This window comes from Phocoenobacter uteri, from assembly GCF_900454895.1.
GTDB lineage: Bacteria > Pseudomonadota > Gammaproteobacteria > Enterobacterales > Pasteurellaceae > Phocoenobacter > Phocoenobacter uteri.
Window position 1 is genome coordinate 1892474 of record NZ_UGTA01000001.1, and the last position, 19779, is coordinate 1912252.

Sequence of the window (19779 nt, forward strand, 5' to 3'; positions counted from 1 at the left end):
GAAAAGATCAACCTATTTTTGGTTGAAAAATAAACGGTTGAAGAAAAATAACTATTGTAATATTTTTAAGACTTTTTGATACTCTTTAGATTGAGCCAATAATATTCTGGCAGATTGTTTTAGTTTGTTCACATCTTCTTTTGGCAAATACAGTGAAGTGTCGATATTAAGCATTTCAGTACGTAGTTGTGAAGGGGGCAGATCTTTTAAATTTAAACTTATAAAATAAGCCTTAATCTCATGCTGTTTAGTATTCCATTCTTCAATGAGATTTTTAAAACTATTTAAGGTATTTTGCGTGTTATTATCAATAGGCACATTGATAATTGAGTTTACAATGTCTGATGTACTAGGAATATCTGCTGACTTATCAATTTCATTCACCATTTGATTTTGTGCATTCACATTGATCACAATCACATTTTTTAAATTGGCTTGTTTTAAATGCCCATTAACGCCTTTTGAACCAAACATATCATAAACATCTAATAAGCTACGTAAGCCAAGATTATCCGTTAATCCACCATCGACTAAGTGAATAAAAGGGCGTTCATCGCTATGTTTATATAAATCTACTTGGGATTTTAATCTTTCCATTCCTTTTAAATTACCTTTAACACTCATCATCTGAGAAGCGGTATTGTAGAAACATTGTCCGCCATTATTATTAAAGGTTAAAGGGCTAAATATTAAAGGGACAGAACTTGATGCTGCAACTGCTCGAGCGATTTTGACTTTCTCTAAGTTGAGGCACAATAAATCAAAGTATTCCTGTGTAAAGTTAATACGCTGTCCTGCTTTCATATCAGTTGCACTAATTACGGCAAATGGGCCTTGACGATGATATTGTAAATCAGCAAAGGTTTTATTTTTGAAAAGAGCAAGATTAAGCTGCTCTTCAAGTAAATCCCCTCTGCCAAATTGAGGCGAAGTCAGGCGTGACATACTTGATGTCGAAAAAAGTTTGCTCATCATTTGCTTTTGGAAATTTGTTTTTAGAAAGTTTTTTTCAAATGTAGGTACAACATTTTTACCTTCTAGGGAAAAATAAGCAGCGAGTACTGAACCACCCGAAACGCCATAAACTAAGTCAACATTTTCTAATAATGTGTTCCCCTTAGCGGTCGGATTTATTGGCGTTTTTGCAAATTCTTCTAATACACCATAGCCTAGTGACGCAGCACGATTTCCGCCCCCTGAAAACATCATAATAATTAAATTTTCACTTTTTTTATTTTCTAAAACGGCATTGTAAAGGCGATAGCCTCGAGCAAGATCGATACGAGAAATTGTTTCTACAGGTTGATATTTTATCGAGCTACAAGCAGATAAAAATAATATTGTAGTAAAAAACGTAAATAATGAGCCTTTTTTCATCATATAAACCTTGTGTAATTGCCTTCAAAGAGAGTCGATTTATAGCATATTTTTAATCACTTGCCATAAACGATGTGCGATTTGTTTGTAATATTCTAACTTAGTACAAAGTATAGATAAAAAAATTCTATTTTTTAGGCAAATTTTTGTGATTGAGCTCACAGAAATAGTAAATAACAGTTTACCATTAACAGTTTAATTGCTACTTTTTAACAAAATTTTTACAAAATAGTTAGGAGTAATGTGTTATGTCTTTTTCATTTTCTAAAAAATATCCTCAATTACGCCGTGAGATTACTGCTTTTTATCGCCTTGATGAAAAAACAGCGGTGGATAATTTATACCAAACACTTGATTTTACCCCTGAGCAAGAAAATAACATTCAAAAAAACGCTGTTAATTTAATCAATAAAGTCCGTAATATTAAGAAAAACAAATACGCTATTGATGCTTTAATGCAAGAGTTTTCACTTGGCGATGATGAAGGGATTGCCTTGATGTGCTTGGCGGAAGCTTTATTACGTATTCCTGATGATAAAACCCGTGATGAATTGATCCACGATAAATTGATAGAGGGTAATTGGGATAGCCATATTGGGCATTCAAATTCCTTTTTTATCAATGCCGCGAGTTATGGTTTATTGTTAGGAAAAAAATTAAGTAAAACCTTTGATGAAAAAGAGCTTTCGAATGCGTTAACCCGTAGTTTTGCTCGTTTTTCTGCCCCAGTAATGCGACAAGCAATGTTACAGGCAATGCGAGTATTGGGTTCGCAGTTTGTTACAGGGACAGATATCAATAATGCATTAAGTCGTGTTCAAAAACGTATTGAAAAGGGCTTCTGTTTCTCCTTTGATATGCTTGGCGAAGCAGCAATGACTGCTGAAGATGCAGAGCGTTATTTCCAAGATTATGTCAATGCGATTGAAGCCGTCGGCAAAAATTCAGGCGAGAAAGACGTTTATCAATCTAACGGTATTTCCGTTAAATTATCCGCAATCCACCCACGTTATTTCCGCTCGCAATATGATCGTGTGATGAATGAGCTTTATCCAAAATTAAAACAGTTAATGTTATTGGGTAAAAAATATAATATTGGGATCAACATTGATGCAGAGGAGGCAAGCCGTTTAGAACTTTCCTTAGATTTGGTGGAAAAACTGTTAGATGAGCCAGAATTAAAAGGCTTTAAAGGAATTGGTTTTGTGATTCAAGCCTATTCAAAACGTTGTCCGAAAGTAATTGATTATCTGATTGAGTTGGCTCGTGAAAAACAAGGGCATTTAATGATTCGCTTGGTAAAAGGGGCATATTGGGATAGCGAAATTAAATGGGCTCAAACGGAAGGTTTGGAAGGATTCCCTGTTTATACTCGAAAAAATCACACCGATATTTCTTATCTTGCCTGTGCCAAAAAATTATTAACTGCACAAGATGTAATTTATCCACAATTTGCGACCCATAACGTACAGAGCCTGTGTACAATTTACGAATTAGGCAAAGGTAAAAATTACGAGTTTCAATGTTTACACGGAATGGGCGAGAATTTATATGATAATGTGGTCGGCAAAGAGAATTTTGATCGCTTAGTGCGAGTGTATGCCCCTGTGGGGACGCACGAAACCTTGTTGGCTTATTTGGTACGTCGTTTATTAGAAAATGGGGCAAATTCATCATTTGTTCATCAGCTTGTGGACGAAACTATTCCGGCGGAGCAACTTGTTACCGCCCCTTGGAAATTGTATGAGCAATCGCAAGGCAATCCAAATAAAGCAGTGAAATTGCCGTTAGACATTTTTAGTGAGCGTAAAAATTCACAAGGGTTTGATTTAACAAATGAATTTACTCTGGAGAAATTAGAGCAAGGTTTTAATAATGCCGAGCTACAAGTGGTCAATTCTTTGGTAAATTTTGCAAATGATCAACTTCATTGTGAAAGCCATTCGGTGTTTAATCCTGCAGATACAACAGAAAAAGTGGGCGATGTGGCATTCTGTAATATTGAAATGATCCCACAAGTTTTTGAGGAAGCTACAACATTGGATTGGCAACAATTTAGTGCCACAGAAAAAGCAACAGTATTGCAAAAAACCGCTGATTTATATGAGCAACATTTTGATTTGTTGATGAAAATTACGATCTTAGAAGCAGGCAAAACCTTACCAAATGCGATTGCTGAATTACGAGAAGCGGTCGATTTTTTACGTTATTATGCAACTCAATTAGAAAAATTAGATCAGCTCGGTAAACTTGCTGAACCACGTGGCAAAATTTTATGTATTTCCCCTTGGAACTTCCCACTTGCGATTTTTACGGGGCAAATCGCTGCCAGTTTAGCGGCAGGAAATGCGGTGATTGCAAAACCTGCTGAACAAACCTCAATGGTGGCTTTTGCTGCGACACAACTCTTTTATCAAGCAGGATTACCTCGCAGTGCTTTACAATTAGTGTTAGGGGCAGGCGATATTGGGGCAGCATTGTCTAAACAGCCTTTTGATGGCGTAGTGTTTACGGGTTCAACGGAAGTCGCAAAACTGATCAATGAACAGTTAGCCCAAGCGGATAACGATCCGATTTTTATCGCAGAAACAGGCGGACAAAATGTGCTAGTGGTCGATTCATCGGCATTGGCGGAGCAAGTGGTCGCTGATGTGTTAAATTCTGCTTTTGACAGTGCAGGGCAACGCTGTTCGGCATTACGTGTGTTATTGGTTCAACAAGAAGTAGCGAATAAATTGTATAAAATGCTAAGTAGAGCGATGGCAGAATTAAAAGTCGGCAATCCACAAGGGCTGAATACAGATGTTGGGCCTGTGATTGATCAAGAGGCAAAAGAAAATCTTGAAAATCATAAACAGAAAATGCGTCAGGTTGCAAAACGTTATGTGGAATTAGATACGCCAAATGAGGGGTATTTTGTTGCCCCTGCTCTTTATCAGTTAGACAACCTCGCTCAATTAGAAAGAGAAGTGTTTGGACCGATCTTGCATTTAGTTGCTTATCAAAAAGAGAATTTAGGGCAAATTTTAGAGGAAGTGAACGCAAAAGGCTACGCATTAACGGGCGGTTGCCATAGTCGTATTCAGAAACAGATAAAATTTGTTGAGAAAAATCTGAATTGTGGTAATTTCTATATCAATAGAAATATTGTCGGTGCGGTTGTTGGCGTGCAACCTTTTGGTGGACACAGTCTTTCAGGGACAGGTCCAAAAGCGGGAGGTGAATTTTATATTCAACGTTTAACCAAAAGCACACAATATTACAGCCAGTTTGGCAATGACATTGAACTTGCAACCCAAACACCACTGCTAGAAAGTATTACAGGAGAAGATAATTCTCTTGCTTATTTACCTTGTGAAGTGGCTATCTTAGATGGTTCTTTGGAACAATCTCAATCTGTTGCTCAAAAACTTTTAAATGCAGGTTTTAGTATTTTAGTTGAGCCACAGCATCCTCTGGCAAGATTAGGTCTTAAAAATGTTCGTGTGGCAACGACCTTAGGGCATTGTCAAAAGGGTGTTTATTTAGAAAATTTAACCAAAGAGCAGCGTGTTTGGTTAGCTCAAAATAGCCAAGCTATTTTTAAATGTTATGATTGGCGAGAAACACAAGATTTAATGCCATTATATGATGAGTTTTCTCGTAGTGAGAATACTACCGCAGCAGGTGGTAATGCCTCGTTGATGGCTTCACAAGAACAATAAACAACACAGGAGATTTTATGCAAATTTATATTACGTTTGGGCTATATTTAGCCATTATTTTAGGAATAGGGATTTATGCCTATCGTTCCACTAATAATTTTGATGATTACATCTTAGGTGGACGAAAAATGGGAGGCTTTGTGACCGCAATGTCTGCGGGAGCATCGGATATGTCTGGTTGGCTATTGATGGGCTTACCAGGTGCAATTTTTGTATCTGGTTTATCAGAAGCGTGGATTGCAGTGGGTTTAACCATTGGAGCATATTTCAACTATCGTATCGTAGCTGGACGATTACGTATTTTTACTGAAAGCTATAAAAATGCCTTAACCCTACCAGAATTTTTTGCACAACGTTTTCCTTATCAAAAGAAAGCCTTAAAACTGATTTCATCATCAATCATTCTATTTTTCTTTACAATTTATTGTGCATCAGGTGTGGTTGCAGGGGCAAAATTATTCCAAAGTTTATTAGGACTTGAATATTCAACGGCTCTTTGGTTAGGGGCATTAGCCACCATCGCTTATACCTTTATTGGCGGTTATTTAGCAGTCTCTTGGAGTGATACAATCCAAGCAACCTTAATGTTCTTTGCATTACTGCTTGCACCGGTAATGGTAATGGTAAATTTAAGCTGGGCAGAGATAAACACCGCCCTTGAATTAAAATCACAAGCAACACATATTCCTTATTCAAACTGGTTGCATAATGTTTCTGGGATTGGTGTTATTTCAGCAATGGCGTGGGGCTTAGGCTACTTTGGACAACCGCATATTCTCGCACGTTTTATGGCAGCAGATTCATTACACTCATTGGATAAAGCACGCCGTATTGGGATCACTTGGATGGTACTATGTTTAGGTGGTGCGGTTGCTGTGGGTTACTTTGGGCTTGCTTACTTTACCGCAAACAATCTTGAATTAAAAAATGCCGAAACCATCTTTATTGAGCTGTCTAAATTGATGTTCAATCCTTGGATTGTTGGTGTGGTGCTTTCAGCGATTTTAGCGGCGGTAATGAGTACCTTATCGGCACAGTTATTGATGTGTTCAGCAGCGATTACCGAAGATTTTTATAAAGGATTTATCCGTACTTCTGCATCAAGTAAAGAGCTAGTGTGGGTTGGACGTGCAATGGTATTACTGATTGCATTAGTAGCGATTGCTATCGCACAAGATCCAAATTCTAAGGTAATGGGATTAGTGTCTTATGCGTGGGCAGGATTTGGTGCTGCTTTTGGTCCAGTAATTATCTTATCCCTTTTCAACCGTAATATCAGCTCAAAAGCAGCCCTTTACGGAATGTTATCAGGAGCGATCACAGTTGTTATTTGGAAACCAATGATTCAATATTTCGGTTGGTCTGATTTAGCAAATCTTTATGAAATCATTCCAGGTTTCTTAATGTGTTCATTTATCACATTAACCTCATCAATTTTTGACCCTGTGAATCCAAAAGTAGCAGAGCAATTTGATAAAGCCTTAGTGGAATTTGGTAATAGAGAGTAATTTTGTAAGCACGTTATTAAAATAGGCTAAATGGTAATAAATCATTTAGCCTATTTTTTATTAAGGTGTGTATGAACTCGATATTTCAATTTTTAATTAGCGAGAAAGCACTACTCTATATTTAGCCTTACCACTACGCACTCTTTCAATTGCTTCATTGATATTATCAAACGAATATTCTTCAATGATAGGTTTAATATTATGTTGCTGAGCGAAATCTAGCATTTTAGCAATAGTTGAAGGGCTACCGACTAACGAGCCAGAAATGGAACGTTGTGAACCGATTAAGCCTGTTGCTGCAATATCTAATGGTTCAAGGGTTGCACCCACAAAATGTAAACGCCCTTTTGGTTTTAAGGTACTGATATAGCTATTCCAATCAAGCTTTACATTTACGGTTGAAATAATCAGATCAAATTTACTTGCAGCTTGTTGAATTTCAGCCACATCTCGAGAGTTAATGGTATGATGAGCCCCCATTTCTAAGGCTTCTTTGGCTTTTTCAGGGCTTGATGTAAACGCCGTAACTTCACAGCCCCACGCATTTAAAAATTGCAATGCGATATGTCCTAATCCACCAATACCGATCACAGCCACTTTATCTGTTGGCTTGATATCAAATTGCACTAGTGGATTAAATACTGTTACACCCCCACAGAACAACGGTCCTGCTGATTTTAGTTCTATATTTTCAGGCAATGCAACTACACTTTTTGCGTCAGCACGCACTTGCTCAGCAAAGCCGCCATAGTGAGAAATAATGGTTGGTTGAGCATTACGACATAAATTTTCATCAGCACTATGACACATTGCACATTCGCCACAATAACCACTATGCCAGCCTAAGCCAACGATTTGTCCTAGATGAAAGCCTTTCACGTTTTCACCCATTTGCTTGATCGTGCCAATCACTTCGTGTCCAGCCACTAGGGGATATTGTGAAATTCCCCATTCATTATCAATCATACTTAAATCACTGTGACAAATACCACAATGCTTCACATCAATTTCAACTTCATTTTGCCCTAATTGCCCAGCATCATATTCAAAAGGAACGAGCTTTCCACCAGCTTCATTCACAGCGTATGCTTTAATCATATTTTTCTCCCATCATTATATGTAGTCTGACATTATGACCTATTTTTAGTAAGAATAAAGGTGATAAATTACAAAATTTTTTTGTTAAAAAGACAATAATAAGCGGTCATATTTTTTTGAATATTTACAAATTCTTTTTTACCCCTTGAAATTTACGGCATTCATCACAATTTAATAAAAATCTTTTTAAGAAAACTTTTTATGAAAACTAAGGAATAACAATGACAACTATTGTATGTGTACGTCGTGATGGCAAAGTAGCAATGGGGGGCGATGGTCAAGCCACGCTCGGTAACTGTGTGGAAAAAGGCACAGTAAGAAAAGTGCGTAAAATGTATCAAGATAAAGTGATCACAGGGTTTGCTGGTTCAACGGCAGACGCTTTTATTTTACGTGAATTATTCGAGCGAAAATTAGAACTTCATCAAGGGCATTTAGTGAAGTCCGCCGTAGAATTAGCCAAAGAGTGGCGTTCCGATCGTGCATTACGTCGTTTAGAAGCAATGATGATCGTTGCCAATGAAAGCGAATTTTTATTAGTTTCAGGTAGTGGCGATGTGATTGAGCCTGAAAGCGATGTGTTAGCGATCGGCTCGGGGGGGAATTATGCAAAATCCGCTGCCCTTGCATTGTTAAGAAACAGCGAATTATCAGCTAAAGAAATTGTTGCAGAGTCATTAAAAGTGGCGGGCGAAATCGATATTTACAGCAACAGCAACCATATTATTGAAGAAATTGAAAAATAGGAACAGATTATGTCAATGACACCTCGTGAGATTGTATCAGAATTAGATGCTCATATTATCGGGCAAAAAGAAGCTAAACGTGCCGTAGCGATTGCATTGCGTAACCGCTGGCGTCGTATGCAATTACCAGAAGATTTACGCCAAGAAGTCACCCCAAAAAATATTTTAATGATTGGACCTACCGGTGTAGGTAAAACAGAAATTGCACGCCGTTTAGCGAAATTAGCTAACGCCCCTTTTGTGAAAGTGGAAGCAACCAAATTTACCGAAGTGGGTTATGTGGGTAAGGAAGTTGATGCGATCATTCGTGATTTAGCCGATGTTTCAATGAAATTAGTGCGTGAACAAGCGATTGAAAAAAATCGTTTCCGTGCTGAAGAAGCAGCGGAAGAGCGTATTTTAGATGTATTACTGCCACCAGCCAAAGATCAATGGGGTAACAGTGAAGACACCAATACAAGCAATTCAACTCGCCAAGTTTTCCGTAAAAAATTGCGTGAAGGTCAATTAGATGACAAAGAGATTGAAATTGATATCGCTGCCCAAGTGAGTGTAGAAATTATGACACCACCGGGAATGGAAGAGATGACGTCGCAATTACAATCCCTGTTTGAAGGCGTATCCCCAAGCAAAAAGAAAAAACGCAAAATGAAAATCAAAGACGCGTTTAAAGTGTTAATTGACGAAGAAGCGGCAAAATTAGTTAATCCAGAAGAGTTAAAACAGCAAGCGATTGAAGCGGTGGAACAGCACGGTATCGTGTTTATCGACGAGATCGATAAGATTTGTAAAAAATCTGAGCATAGTGGTGGCGATGTCTCTCGTGAAGGTGTGCAACGTGATTTACTACCAATCATTGAAGGTAGCTCAGTAAACACCAAACACGGCATTGTAAAAACGGATCACATTTTATTTATCTGTTCAGGTGCATTCCAAGTGGCTCGCCCATCTGATTTATTACCTGAATTACAAGGTCGTTTACCTATTCGTGTTGAATTGAAATCCCTTACTCAAAACGATTTTGAACGTATTTTAACTGAGCCAAATGCATCATTAACCTTACAATACAAAGAGTTAATGAAAACCGAAGGCGTTGAAATTGAGTTTACCGAAGACGGTATCAGCCGAATTGCACAATCTGCATTCCACGTGAATGAAAAAACGGAAAATATCGGTGCAAGACGTTTGCATACTGTATTAGAACGCTTAATGGATAACATTTCTTTCAATGCAAGCGAACGCTCAGGCGAGAAAATTGTGATTGACCAAGAATTCGTTGCCAAAGAGCTTGATGATGTGGTTGAGAATGAAGATTTAAGTCGTTATATTTTATAGTTTAAAACGTTGTAGAGGTGGCATTAGCAAACTTGTTTGCGTATATCCACTCATTACTTGATATAAAATTATATTGATATTTAAGCGGTTATATTTGATCAGAAATTTGCAAATTTTGATTAAAATATTACCGCTTTACTTTTATACATTATTACTTTTTCAAACAAAACGGTAGCTCTTTCAGTAAAAGAACCACCGTTTTTTCATTTAAGAAACAATGTATTAAATAATCCTAGCCACGTCCACCGACCGTGATTTTATCTAATTTAACCGTCGGTTGCCCCACGCCCACTGGCACGCTTTGTCCTTCCTTGCCACAAGTGCCGACACCTTTGTCTAATTCCATTGCGGTGCCGACCATTGAAACTTGTTGCATTGCTTCAATACCGCTACCGATTAAGGTTGCACCCGTAACTGGTTTGGTAATTTTGCCTTTTTCAATTAAATAGGCTTCTGAGGTTGAGAAAACGAATTTTCCAGAGGTAATATCCACTTGTCCACCGCTGAAATGAGGGGCGTATAAGCCTTTATCCACTGAGGCGATCATATCCTCAAAGCTGTCTTTTCCTTCGGTTAAATAGGTGTTTGTCATTCGTGGCATTGGTAAATGGGCATAAGATTCACGTCGCCCGTTTCCTGTTGGAGCAACACCCATTAAACGTGCATTGAGTTTATCTTGCATATAGCCTTTTAAAATGCCGTTTTCAATTAGAACATTACGCTGTGAAGGTACGCCTTCATCATCAACGGTAATTGAACCACGTTTATTGGCGATAGTGCCATCATCCACAATAGTACAAAGTGGCGAAGTGACTTGCTGTCCGATTCTGTCGGTAAAAAGTGAGGATTCTTTACGGTTGAAGTCGCCCTCTAAACCGTGTCCTACCGCTTCGTGTAATAAAATTCCCGGCCAACCAGCCCCTAAAATAATGGGCATTACACCCGCTGGGGCAGTGATGGCGGTTAAATTTACTAAGGCTTGGCGAACTGCCTCTTTTGCCATTTCAATCGCACGGATTTCGCCGTTTGCGTTTGGTTCTAAGAAATAATTAAGTGATAAGCGTCCGCCTGCACCACAACCCCCACGTTCACGTTTACCGTTTTGTTCCATTAAAACCGACACCGATAAGCGAATTAACGGGCGGATATCCGCCGCTAATGTGCCATCGGTAGCGGCCACCAGAACTTCTTCATACAGTGCGGAAAGTCCTGCGTTTACTTGGATCACGCGAGGGTCTTCAGCTCGAGCAGTTTTGTCAATTAAATGCAGTAACTCAACTTTTTGTTCACGAGCAAGGCTTTCAAGTGGGTTGATGGCAGGGTAGCGTGAAATGGCTTGGGTTTGTTTAAAAGGTTGAATTTTTAAACGCCCTTGTTCATTAGTAATGCTTCTCGCTGCCGTTGCACACTGTTCCAGTTGTTGAAAATTGATTTGATCCGTATAAGCGAACCCTGTTTTCTCGCCTGAAACGGCTCTGACACCTACGCCTCGATCAATGTAAAAGCCCCCTTCTTTGATGATACTGTCTTCTAACGACCAGCTTTCATCCATACTGAGTTGGAAAAACAGGTCGCCGTAGTCAATATGGCGGCTCGCAAAAATATCCAAAATATTGCAAATTTTAGATAATTCTAGACCGCTTGGGGCAAGTAAACTTTGAGAGACTTTATTTAATAACATTTTGTTCCTTTTTAATGGATAGCTTTAATGAAGTACTCTTGCTTTGATTGTGCCATCGATGGCTTTTAATTTAGCAAGCGTATCTGCAACATCGTCCGCTTCCACGTCAATCACAACATAACCGATTTGTGCGTCGGTTTGTAAATATTGAGCGGCGATATTGGTATTTTCATTCATAAAAATTTGGTTGATTTGATTCATCACACCTGGTTTGTTGGCGTGGATGTGTAATAAGCGTTTTGCACCGCTATGTTCTGGTAAAGAGACTTCTGGGAAATTGACCGCTGAAAGCGTTGAGCCGTTATCTGAATATTTCACAAACTTGCTCGCCACTTCGGTACCGATATTTTCCTGTGCCTCTGAGGTTGAACCACCAATGTGTGGCGTTAAAATGACATTATCAAATTCGCATAATGGTGAGACAAAAGGTTCATCTTTTGAGGCAGGTTCAACAGGGAATACATCAACGCCAGCACCGCGTAATTTACCACTTTTCAGTGCGTCGGCAAGGGCTTGAATATCCACAACTGTGCCACGTGCTGCATTGATGAATACCGCACCGTCTTTGCATTGAGCAAGGCGTTGAGCGTTGATCATATTTTTAGTTGAAGCATTTTCAGGGACGTGTAATGAAATCACATCCGATTCTGCTAACAAGTTTTCTAAGCTTGTCACTTGTTTTGCATTACCTAATGGCAGTTTATTTTCAATATCATAAAAAGAGACTTGCATACCGATCGATTCTGCGATGATACTTAACTGCGAGCCAATATGCCCGTAACCGATAATGCCTAATTTTTTATTACGCACTTCGTTTGCACCAACAGCAGATTTATTCCATAAACCACGATGTACTTCCATATTTGCTTGCACAGCTTTACGCATTAACAAAATAATTTCAGCAAGCACTAATTCAGCCACTGAGCGTGTATTTGAAAAAGGGGCGTTAAAAACGGGGATACCCAAACATTTTGCGGCTTCGGTATCCACTTGGTTGGTGCCGATACAGAAACAACCGATAGCAATCAATTTTTTGGCTTGTAATAAAACCTCCGCACTTAAATGGGTGCGAGAGCGAATGCCGACAAAATGTGCGTCTTTAATTGCCTCAATTAAATCTTCGCCATCAAGGGCTTCTTTATAATAATGAATATTGTTGTATCCCGCTGATTTCAATATATCAACGGCATTTTGGTGTACGCCTTCAAGCAATACAAATTTAATTTTTGATTTATCAAGAGAATTGGTAATTTTCATTATAACTTCCTGTCAGTATTGTGTTTGCTTCCCCCCTTATCGCTAAGGGGGATTTGTAAATTTTTATAAAAAAATGACCGCTTACTTTTGTAAAAAATTACATTTTTTCAACGGTTTTAATGCCTAATAAATCTAAGCCTTGTTTCAAGGTTTTAGAGGTTAAATAAGCTAATTTCAAACGGCTTTGTTTCACGCTTTCTTCCGCACTTAAAATTGGGCAAGCTTCATAGAAGGTAGAGAATGTACCCGCTAATTCATATAAGTATTGACATAAAACGTGTGGTGTCCCTTCTTTGGTGACCACTGTTACCGCTTCTTCAAATTGTAATAATTTTAAGGCTAGGGCACGTTCTTTATCATCGTTGATCACAAGCTCGCCAGATAAAGTTTTAGGATCGATATTAGCACGATTGAAGATTGAACTTACACGGGTATAAGCATATTGCATATAAGGTGCGGTGTTACCTTCAAAACTCAACATATTATCCCAATCAAAAATATAATCTGTGGTACGGTTTTTTGATAAGTCCGCATATTTCACAGAACCAATCGCAACCGCGTCAACCACTGCTTTTTTCTCATCAAGGGTTAAGTTTGGATTTTTTTCTGAAATCAATTTATCTGCACGGCTTTCTGCTTCGTCAAGTAAATCCACTAATTTAACAGTACCGCCTGAACGTGTTTTGAATGGTTTGCCATCTTTACCTAACATCATACCAAAGTAGTGATGTTCAAGGCTGAAACTGTCTGGTACATAGCCCGCTTTACGTGTGATTAACCACGCTTGTTGCATATGTTGTGCTTGACGAGAATCAGAGAAAACTAAGGCACGGTTTGCTTTTAACGTGTGGCAACGATATTTTGCTGCAGCGATATCGGTGGTGGTATAAAGGAATCCGCCGTCACCTTTTTGTACGATTACCCCTAATGGATCGCCATCTTTATTTTTGAATTCATCAAGGTAAACCACATAAGCCCCTTGACTTTCTACCGCTAAACCTTGTGCTTTTAAATCTTCCATAATGTCTGGAAGCATTGGATTATATAAGCTTTCACCCATTACATCATTTTCGGTTAACGTCACGTTTAAACGCTCGTAATTTTTTTGGTTTTGGCTCATCGTTAGATCAACCAATTTACGCCACATTGTATGACAATATTCGTCGCCACCCTGTAGTTTTACCACATAGCCACGTGCTTTTTTCGCAAATTCTTCATCTTCATCATAATGTTTTTTTGCATCACGATAAAATGCTTCTAAGTCACTTAATTCCATTTCTGACGCATCTTCATTTTCCATTTTTTCAAGGTAAGCAATTAACATACCGAACTGCGTTCCCCAGTCACCAATATGGTTCGCACGAATCACTTTATTGCCTAAAAACTCTAATGAACGTACGACGGCATCACCGATAATGGTTGAACGTAAATGTCCTACGTGCATTTCTTTTGCTACGTTTGGCGAAGAGTAGTCAATAACAACGGTTTGCCCTTGATTAAGTTCAATCCCCAGTTTTTCACTGCTCAGTGCTTGTTCAGTATTTTGTGCTAACCATTGTGGATTTAAGAAAATATTGATAAAGCCTGGACCTGCAATTTCTAATTTTTCTGCAATGCCGTCTAAATTAACCTTGTCTAATACTTTTTGAGCAAATTCACGAGGATTCACGCCTAACTTTTTCGCAACGCCCATAATGCCGTTTGCTTGATAGTCGCCGAATTGTGGCTTACCTGATTGGCGAACAAGTGTCTCGCAGTTTTCATCTGCACCTGCTAACACCATCGCTTCTTTAACTTGTTTTGATAGAATTTGTTGAATATTCATAGTAATAACCCATATTTAATTAAATTGTGTAAAGTTGCGTAAAATAATACTAAATTTTGCAATTTTTTGCAGAACTTTGGGGCGATTTTATCGCTTATTTTATAAGAAAGGAACTCATTTAAGTGATAATTGTCTGAAATAGTGTCATAATGAGTTGTCCATACTAAAAGATTATCTTTTAGTCTTTTTTATTTAAGAGGAAAATAACGTGAAAAAATTAGCTTTAACATTAGCCCTTGCGACAACCTTAGGTTTAACAGGTTGTGCAAACCAAGACATTTTCAGTGGCGATGTTTACACAGGTTCACAAGCAAAAGAAGCTCGCTCAATCAGCTACGGAAAAATTGTTTCTGTGCGTGATGTAAAAATTCAAGCACAAAGTGAAGGTATTATCGGTGGTTTAGGCGGCGGAGCTATCGGTGGCATTTTAGGTTCAACCGTTGGTGGTGGTAAAGGTCAAGATATCGCGACCGCAGTAGGTGCTATTGCTGGTGCTGTTGTAGGTAACAAAGCTGAACAAAAAGTTAATCAAGTTGCTTCAATGGAACTTGTTATTCGTAAAGACAACGGTCAAGAAATTGTGGTTGTTCAGAAAAAAGAAGCAGGATTTTTACCAGGTAAACGTGTAAGAATCGTAGGTTCAAGCTCTGATTTGAATGTTTCTTTGCTTTAATTAAGACCGAGTTTCTTTAATTATTCTTAACATATAAATAATAGAGATGTCATATTACATCTCTATTATTGTATCAATTCCCTTTCATACTTTTTGATTCCTAAAAATAAACACTAGCGATAAAACACACAAAAAGGTAAAATATTCTGTTACCTCAAAGCGTTTGTGAAAGTTGAAAACGCATTTTTATTTTAACCTATTTATTTTAAGATATATTTTATAATGGCAAAGAAATTACATATTAAAACGTGGGGCTGTCAGATGAATGAATATGATTCATCAAAAATGGCGGATCTGCTGAATGAAACCCACGGATTTGAATTAACCGATAATGCAGAAGAAGCTGATGTGTTGCTTTTAAATACCTGTTCAATCCGTGAAAAAGCACAAGAAAAGGTATTCCATCAGTTGGGGCGTTGGAAAAACCTTAAAAAGAATAAACCTGATTTAGTGATTGGGGTTGGGGGCTGTGTAGCATCGCAAGAAGGTGAGCATATCCGTGAGCGAGCGCCTTATGTGGATATGATTTTTGGACCACAAACCTTACACCGTTTGCCTGAAATGTTAAATAAGCGAAACGGCAATCCAATTATTGATATTAGCTTCCCAGAAATTGAGAAATTCGATAATTTACCAGAGCCACGTGCCGAAGGGGCAACGGCTTTCGTTTCTATTATGGAAGGCTGTAACAAGTATTGTTCGTTCTGCGTAGTGCCTTATACTCGTGGTGAAGAAGTGAGCCGTCCTGTGGATGATGTGTTATTTGAAATTGCACAACTTGCGGCACAAGGCGTGCGTGAAGTGAATTTATTAGGGCAAAATGTAAATGCGTATCGTGGAGCAACTTTTGATGGTGGAATTTGCACTTTTGCGGAATTATTACGTTTAGTGGCATCGATTGACGGTATCGATCGTTTACGTTTTACCACAAGCCACCCGATTGAATTTACTGATGATATTATTGATGTTTATCGTGATACCCCCGAGCTAGTCAGTTTCTTACATTTACCGATTCAAAGTGGCTCGGATCGTGTATTAACAATGATGAAACGTAATCATACGGCATTGGAATTTAAGGCAATTATTCGTAAATTACGCCAAGCTCGTCCAAATATTCAAATCAGTTCTGACTTTATCGTCGGCTTTCCGGGCGAAACAGCCAAAGATTTTGAAGATACAATGAAGTTAATCGAGCAAGTGAATTTTGATATGTCGTTTAGCTTTATTTACTCGGCTCGTCCAGGTACGCCTGCGGCTGACTTGCCTGATGATGTTAGCGAAGAAGAGAAAAAAGAGCGTTTATATCGCTTGCAACAACGTATCAACAATAACGCGTCGCAATTTACCCGTTTAATGATGGGAACAGAACAGCGTTTATTAGTGGAAGGCGTGAGTAAGAAAAATGTAATGCATCTTGTTGGACGTAGTGAAACCAACCGTATCGTGACTTTTGAAGGCGATCCGTCTTTAATCGGTACATTTGTTGATGTAAAAATTACCGATACCTTTATGAACTCGTGCAAAGGCGAATTAGTACGTACCGAAGATCAAATGGGATTACGTATTTCAGAAAGCCCACAAAGTGTGATTGCTCGTACTCGTAAAGAAGATGAGTTAGGTGTGGGTAAATTCGTCGTTTAATTTATTTTGTCTTTTCATCGTATAAATATAAACGGATACTGAGCAAGTATCCGTTTTTTATTCAATTTTTTAAATAAAGAGCATCGAAAATGCAATCAGATTTTAATTTTTCAACTGCTGTATTGAGTTGGTATCAACAATATGGACGCAAGAATTTACCGTGGCAACAAAATAAGACTTTATATAGTGTATGGCTTTCGGAAGTGATGTTACAACAAACACAGGTTGCAACGGTTATTCCTTATTTTGAATGTTTTATCACGCGTTTCCCAACGGTGGTTGATTTAGCAAATGCAGATATTGATGAAGTACTTCATTTGTGGACTGGGCTTGGCTACTATGCTCGTGCTAGAAATTTGCATAAAGCAGCGGTGCAAATTCGAGATAAATTCAATGGTGAATTTCCGACAAATTTTGATGATGTACTTGCATTATCAGGTGTGGGACGAAGTACTGCTGGGGCTGTTTTATCTTCGGTTTTAGGGCAACCTCACCCTATTTTAGACGGCAATGTAAAGCGTGTTTTAGCTCGCTTTTTTATGGTTGAAGGGTGGAGCGGTGTAAAGAGTGTTGAGAATAAATTGTGGGAACTTTCAGAGCAAATTACACCTAACAATGAAGGTGTCGTTAATTTTAATCAGGCAATGATGGATTTAGGTGCGATGATCTGCACTCGAACTAAACCTAAATGTACGCTTTGCCCATTAGAAAAACAGTGTAAAACCAATGAAATGCAAGTGTGGGAACAGTTTCCTACTAAAAAACCAAAGAAAATCTTACCTGAAAAACAGAGCTATTTTTTGATTTTAAAGCAAGGCTCAAAGGTTTTATTAGAAAAAAGAGAAGCAAAAGGATTGTGGGGCGGATTGTTTTCTTTTCCTCAATTTGACAGTTTAGAAGAATTGAAGCGGTCACTTTTTGATGAAAATTTACTAAAAATAATGGATCAACAAGTTGCATTTCGGCATACATTTAGCCATTTTCATTTAGATATCATTCCGATTCTTATTGATCTAGATTTGCAAAAAGAGAGAAAAAATGAACCGCTTCGTGTCGCTGAAAATCAGGGGATTTATAATGCAAATATATCTTTACAGCAAGATTATTGGTATGATTTAGACAATCCGAGTAAGGTGGGGCTTGCCACGCCGATCAAACGAATTTTAAATGAATTGAAACATAATAAGAGGTAAACAATGGCTCGTAACGTATTTTGTGAGTATTTAAAAAAAGAAGCAGAAGGTTTAGATTTCCAACTTTATCCAGGTGAACTTGGTAAACGAATTTTTGATTCGATCAGTAAACAAGCGTGGTCAGAGTGGATCAAGAAGCAGACGATGTTAGTTAATGAAAAAAAATTAAATATGATGGATAGCGAACATCGTAAATTACTGGAAACAGAAATGGTGAAGTTTTTATTTGAAGGTAAAGACGTGCATATTGAGGGATATGTGCCAGAGGATAAAAAGTAATGAAAAAACTATTTCCACTGGTTATTTTGCCTTTTTTGATTGCTTGCGGTAGCTCGACGAAGGAACAACCTCGTGTTTACACCAAAGATACTAGAGGATTGGATATTTTAACTGGGCAATTTTCACGCAATATTGATAAGATTTGGGGTGTAAATGAACTATTAGTTGCCACTAAAAAAGATTATGTGAAATATACGGATCAATTTTATACTCGTTCCCATATTAGCTTTGAGGAAGGGCGTATTACGATTGAAACGTTGGCAGATGCAAATCGGTTACGCAATGCGATTATTCATACTCTTTTAATGGGTAATGATGCTTCTGGTATCGACCTATTTGCTGCTGGGGATACGCCAATTAGCAACCATCCTTTCTTGCAAGGGCAGGTTGTAGATAATTTTAATCGTTCTATTTCTAATATAATGATTGCTAGTGAGTACGCTAATTATTTATTACATAATAAATTACAGAAACGACGTCTTAAAAATGGGCGAGTGGTAAGTTATGTAACGATTACGATGGTTGCTAATCACGTAGAGGCTCGTGCGAGAAAATATTTACCGACTATTCGTCAAGTTGCTACTCGTTATGGCATTCCTCCTAATTTAATTTTAGCTATTATGCGAACTGAATCAAGCTTTAACCCTTATGCTGTAAGTTATGCGAATGCGATTGGGTTAATGCAAGTTGTACCTCGTACAGCGGGGATTGATATATTCAAATATAAAGGAAAAAGTGGTAAACCGAGTCGTAACTACCTTTATAACCCACAAAATAATATTGATGCAGGTACCACCTACTTACATATTCTTAAAAATGATTATTTAGCGGGAATCAATAACCCAATTTCAATGCGTTATGCGATGATTTCAGCATATAATAGTGGAGCAGGAGCTGTGTTACGAGTATTTGATAATGATAATTCACGAGCAATTGATAAAATAAATCGTTTATCACCTGAATTAGTTTATCAAATTTTGACCAACAAGCATCCATCAGCTCAGGCAAGAAATTATTTATTAAAAGTAAATAAAGCCTATAAAGAGTATCATAACGTCAGATAGTTGACGTTTTTTTAGATGATTTGCTCACAAAGCAATCTGTTAAACGTTTTTTTTAAATTTTTTGAAAAAAGTGTTTGACGAGGGGCGTAAAAAACGGTTTAATACACCCCGCAAAGACGAGATGCCTCGATAGCTCAGTCGGTAGAGCAGGGGATTGAAAATCCCCGTGTCGGTGGTTCGATTCCGCCTCGAGGCACCATCTCTCAATTCCTCCTTAGTTCAGTCGGTAGAACGGTGGACTGTTAATCCATATGTCGCTGGTTCAAGTCCAGCAGGAGGAGCCAAATTCTTAAACGCTGATTAGAAATAATCAGCGTTTTCTTTTTTATCTCAAAAACATTTCAAAATAATCTACAATAGCCTTGCTTATTAACTGTCATCAATGTCATAATTAGGCG

The 19779-nt window shown here is 38.1% G+C and carries 14 protein-coding genes and 2 tRNA genes; 11 read left to right on the plus strand and 5 right to left on the minus strand.

The features are described from left to right. Positions 1 to 51: 51 nt before the first annotated feature. A complete protein-coding gene (locus tag DYE60_RS08715) occupies positions 52 to 1380 on the minus strand; it encodes a patatin-like phospholipase family protein (RefSeq protein ID WP_115316211.1) in 1329 nt (442 codons plus the stop codon). A gap of 245 nt (positions 1381 to 1625) precedes the next feature. Between DYE60_RS08715 and putA the strand changes: the two genes are divergently transcribed. Next, positions 1626 to 5081 (plus strand): bifunctional proline dehydrogenase/L-glutamate gamma-semialdehyde dehydrogenase PutA, encoded by a 3456-nt coding sequence (gene putA / locus DYE60_RS08720; RefSeq protein WP_115316212.1) that lies wholly within the window; start codon positions 1626 to 1628, stop codon positions 5079 to 5081. Positions 5082 to 5098: 17 nt separating this feature from the next. Further along, positions 5099 to 6589, plus strand: coding sequence for a sodium/proline symporter PutP (gene putP / locus DYE60_RS08725; RefSeq protein WP_115316213.1), 1491 nt, complete (start codon positions 5099 to 5101; stop codon positions 6587 to 6589). Positions 6590 to 6685: 96 nt separating this feature from the next. Here putP and ahr read toward each other — a convergent pair whose 3' ends face one another. Next, complete coding sequence (gene ahr / locus DYE60_RS08730; protein WP_115316214.1) at positions 6686 to 7687, minus strand: NADPH-dependent aldehyde reductase Ahr; 1002 nt, start codon at positions 7685 to 7687, stop codon at positions 6686 to 6688. A gap of 221 nt (positions 7688 to 7908) precedes the next feature. Between ahr and hslV the strand changes: the two genes are divergently transcribed. Then, complete coding sequence (gene hslV, locus DYE60_RS08735; RefSeq protein ID WP_115316215.1) at positions 7909 to 8433, plus strand: ATP-dependent protease subunit HslV; 525 nt, start codon at positions 7909 to 7911, stop codon at positions 8431 to 8433. Positions 8434 to 8439: 6 nt separating this feature from the next. Then, a complete protein-coding gene (gene hslU, locus DYE60_RS08740; protein WP_172460416.1) occupies positions 8440 to 9768 on the plus strand; it encodes an ATP-dependent protease ATPase subunit HslU in 1329 nt (442 codons plus the stop codon). A 232-nt stretch (positions 9769 to 10000) separates the two neighbouring features. Here hslU and tldD read toward each other — a convergent pair whose 3' ends face one another. The 3 genes from tldD to argS all read right to left on the minus strand — a co-directional run bounded on the left by tldD (position 10001) and on the right by argS (position 14531). Then, a complete protein-coding gene (tldD, locus tag DYE60_RS08745; protein WP_115316217.1) occupies positions 10001 to 11449 on the minus strand; it encodes a metalloprotease TldD in 1449 nt (482 codons plus the stop codon). A gap of 24 nt (positions 11450 to 11473) precedes the next feature. Next, complete coding sequence (gene serA, locus DYE60_RS08750; RefSeq protein WP_115316454.1) at positions 11474 to 12700, minus strand: phosphoglycerate dehydrogenase; 1227 nt, start codon at positions 12698 to 12700, stop codon at positions 11474 to 11476. Between the two features lie 103 nt (positions 12701 to 12803). Further along, a complete protein-coding gene (argS, locus tag DYE60_RS08755; protein ID WP_115316218.1) occupies positions 12804 to 14531 on the minus strand; it encodes an arginine--tRNA ligase in 1728 nt (575 codons plus the stop codon). 208 nt (positions 14532 to 14739) lie between these two features. Between argS and DYE60_RS08760 the strand changes: the two genes are divergently transcribed. From DYE60_RS08760 to DYE60_RS08790, 7 genes are all read left to right on the plus strand, one after another. Then, entirely contained in the window at positions 14740 to 15204 is a 465-nt protein-coding gene (locus DYE60_RS08760; protein WP_115316219.1) for an outer membrane lipoprotein, read from the plus strand. A 222-nt stretch (positions 15205 to 15426) separates the two neighbouring features. Further along, positions 15427 to 16845, plus strand: coding sequence for a tRNA (N6-isopentenyl adenosine(37)-C2)-methylthiotransferase MiaB (gene miaB, locus DYE60_RS08765; protein WP_115316220.1), 1419 nt, complete (start codon positions 15427 to 15429; stop codon positions 16843 to 16845). Between the two features lie 89 nt (positions 16846 to 16934). Continuing rightward, positions 16935 to 18038 (plus strand): A/G-specific adenine glycosylase, encoded by a 1104-nt coding sequence (gene mutY / locus DYE60_RS08770; RefSeq protein WP_115316221.1) that lies wholly within the window; start codon positions 16935 to 16937, stop codon positions 18036 to 18038. A 3-nt stretch (positions 18039 to 18041) separates the two neighbouring features. Continuing rightward, positions 18042 to 18317: an oxidative damage protection protein gene (locus DYE60_RS08775; protein WP_115316222.1), complete on the plus strand. Its 276-nt coding sequence runs from the start codon at positions 18042 to 18044 to the stop codon at positions 18315 to 18317. Then, on the plus strand, positions 18317 to 19381 hold the full coding sequence (gene mltC, locus DYE60_RS08780; protein ID WP_115316223.1) for a membrane-bound lytic murein transglycosylase MltC: 1065 nt from the start codon (positions 18317 to 18319) through the stop codon (positions 19379 to 19381). Before DYE60_RS08775 ends, mltC begins: the two co-directional genes overlap by 1 nt. 123 nt (positions 19382 to 19504) lie before the next feature. After that, a tRNA-Phe gene (locus DYE60_RS08785) sits at positions 19505 to 19580 on the plus strand. A gap of 9 nt (positions 19581 to 19589) precedes the next feature. Beyond that, positions 19590 to 19665: transfer RNA gene (locus tag DYE60_RS08790), tRNA-Asn, on the plus strand. Positions 19666 to 19779: the final 114 nt, after the last annotated feature.

Bases quoted from the DNA above. Each gene is read 5' to 3' on its own strand.
- ahr (WP_115316214.1), bottom strand. From the start codon at position 7,687: ATGATTAAAGCATACGCTGTGAATGAAGCTGGTGGAAAGCTCGTTCCT.
- putP (WP_115316213.1), top strand. From the start codon at position 5,099: ATGCAAATTTATATTACGTTTGGGCTATATTTAGCCATTATTTTAGGA.
- putA (WP_115316212.1), top strand. From the start codon at position 1,626: ATGTCTTTTTCATTTTCTAAAAAATATCCTCAATTACGCCGTGAGATT.
- DYE60_RS08775 (WP_115316222.1), top strand. From the start codon at position 18,042: ATGGCTCGTAACGTATTTTGTGAGTATTTAAAAAAAGAAGCAGAAGGT.
- tldD (WP_115316217.1), bottom strand. From the start codon at position 11,449: ATGTTATTAAATAAAGTCTCTCAAAGTTTACTTGCCCCAAGCGGTCTA.
- mutY (WP_115316221.1), top strand. From the start codon at position 16,935: ATGCAATCAGATTTTAATTTTTCAACTGCTGTATTGAGTTGGTATCAA.
- mltC (WP_115316223.1), top strand. From the start codon at position 18,317: ATGAAAAAACTATTTCCACTGGTTATTTTGCCTTTTTTGATTGCTTGC.
- hslV (WP_115316215.1), top strand. From the start codon at position 7,909: ATGACAACTATTGTATGTGTACGTCGTGATGGCAAAGTAGCAATGGGG.
- miaB (WP_115316220.1), top strand. From the start codon at position 15,427: ATGGCAAAGAAATTACATATTAAAACGTGGGGCTGTCAGATGAATGAA.
- DYE60_RS08715 (WP_115316211.1), bottom strand. From the start codon at position 1,380: ATGATGAAAAAAGGCTCATTATTTACGTTTTTTACTACAATATTATTT.
- argS (WP_115316218.1), bottom strand. From the start codon at position 14,531: ATGAATATTCAACAAATTCTATCAAAACAAGTTAAAGAAGCGATGGTG.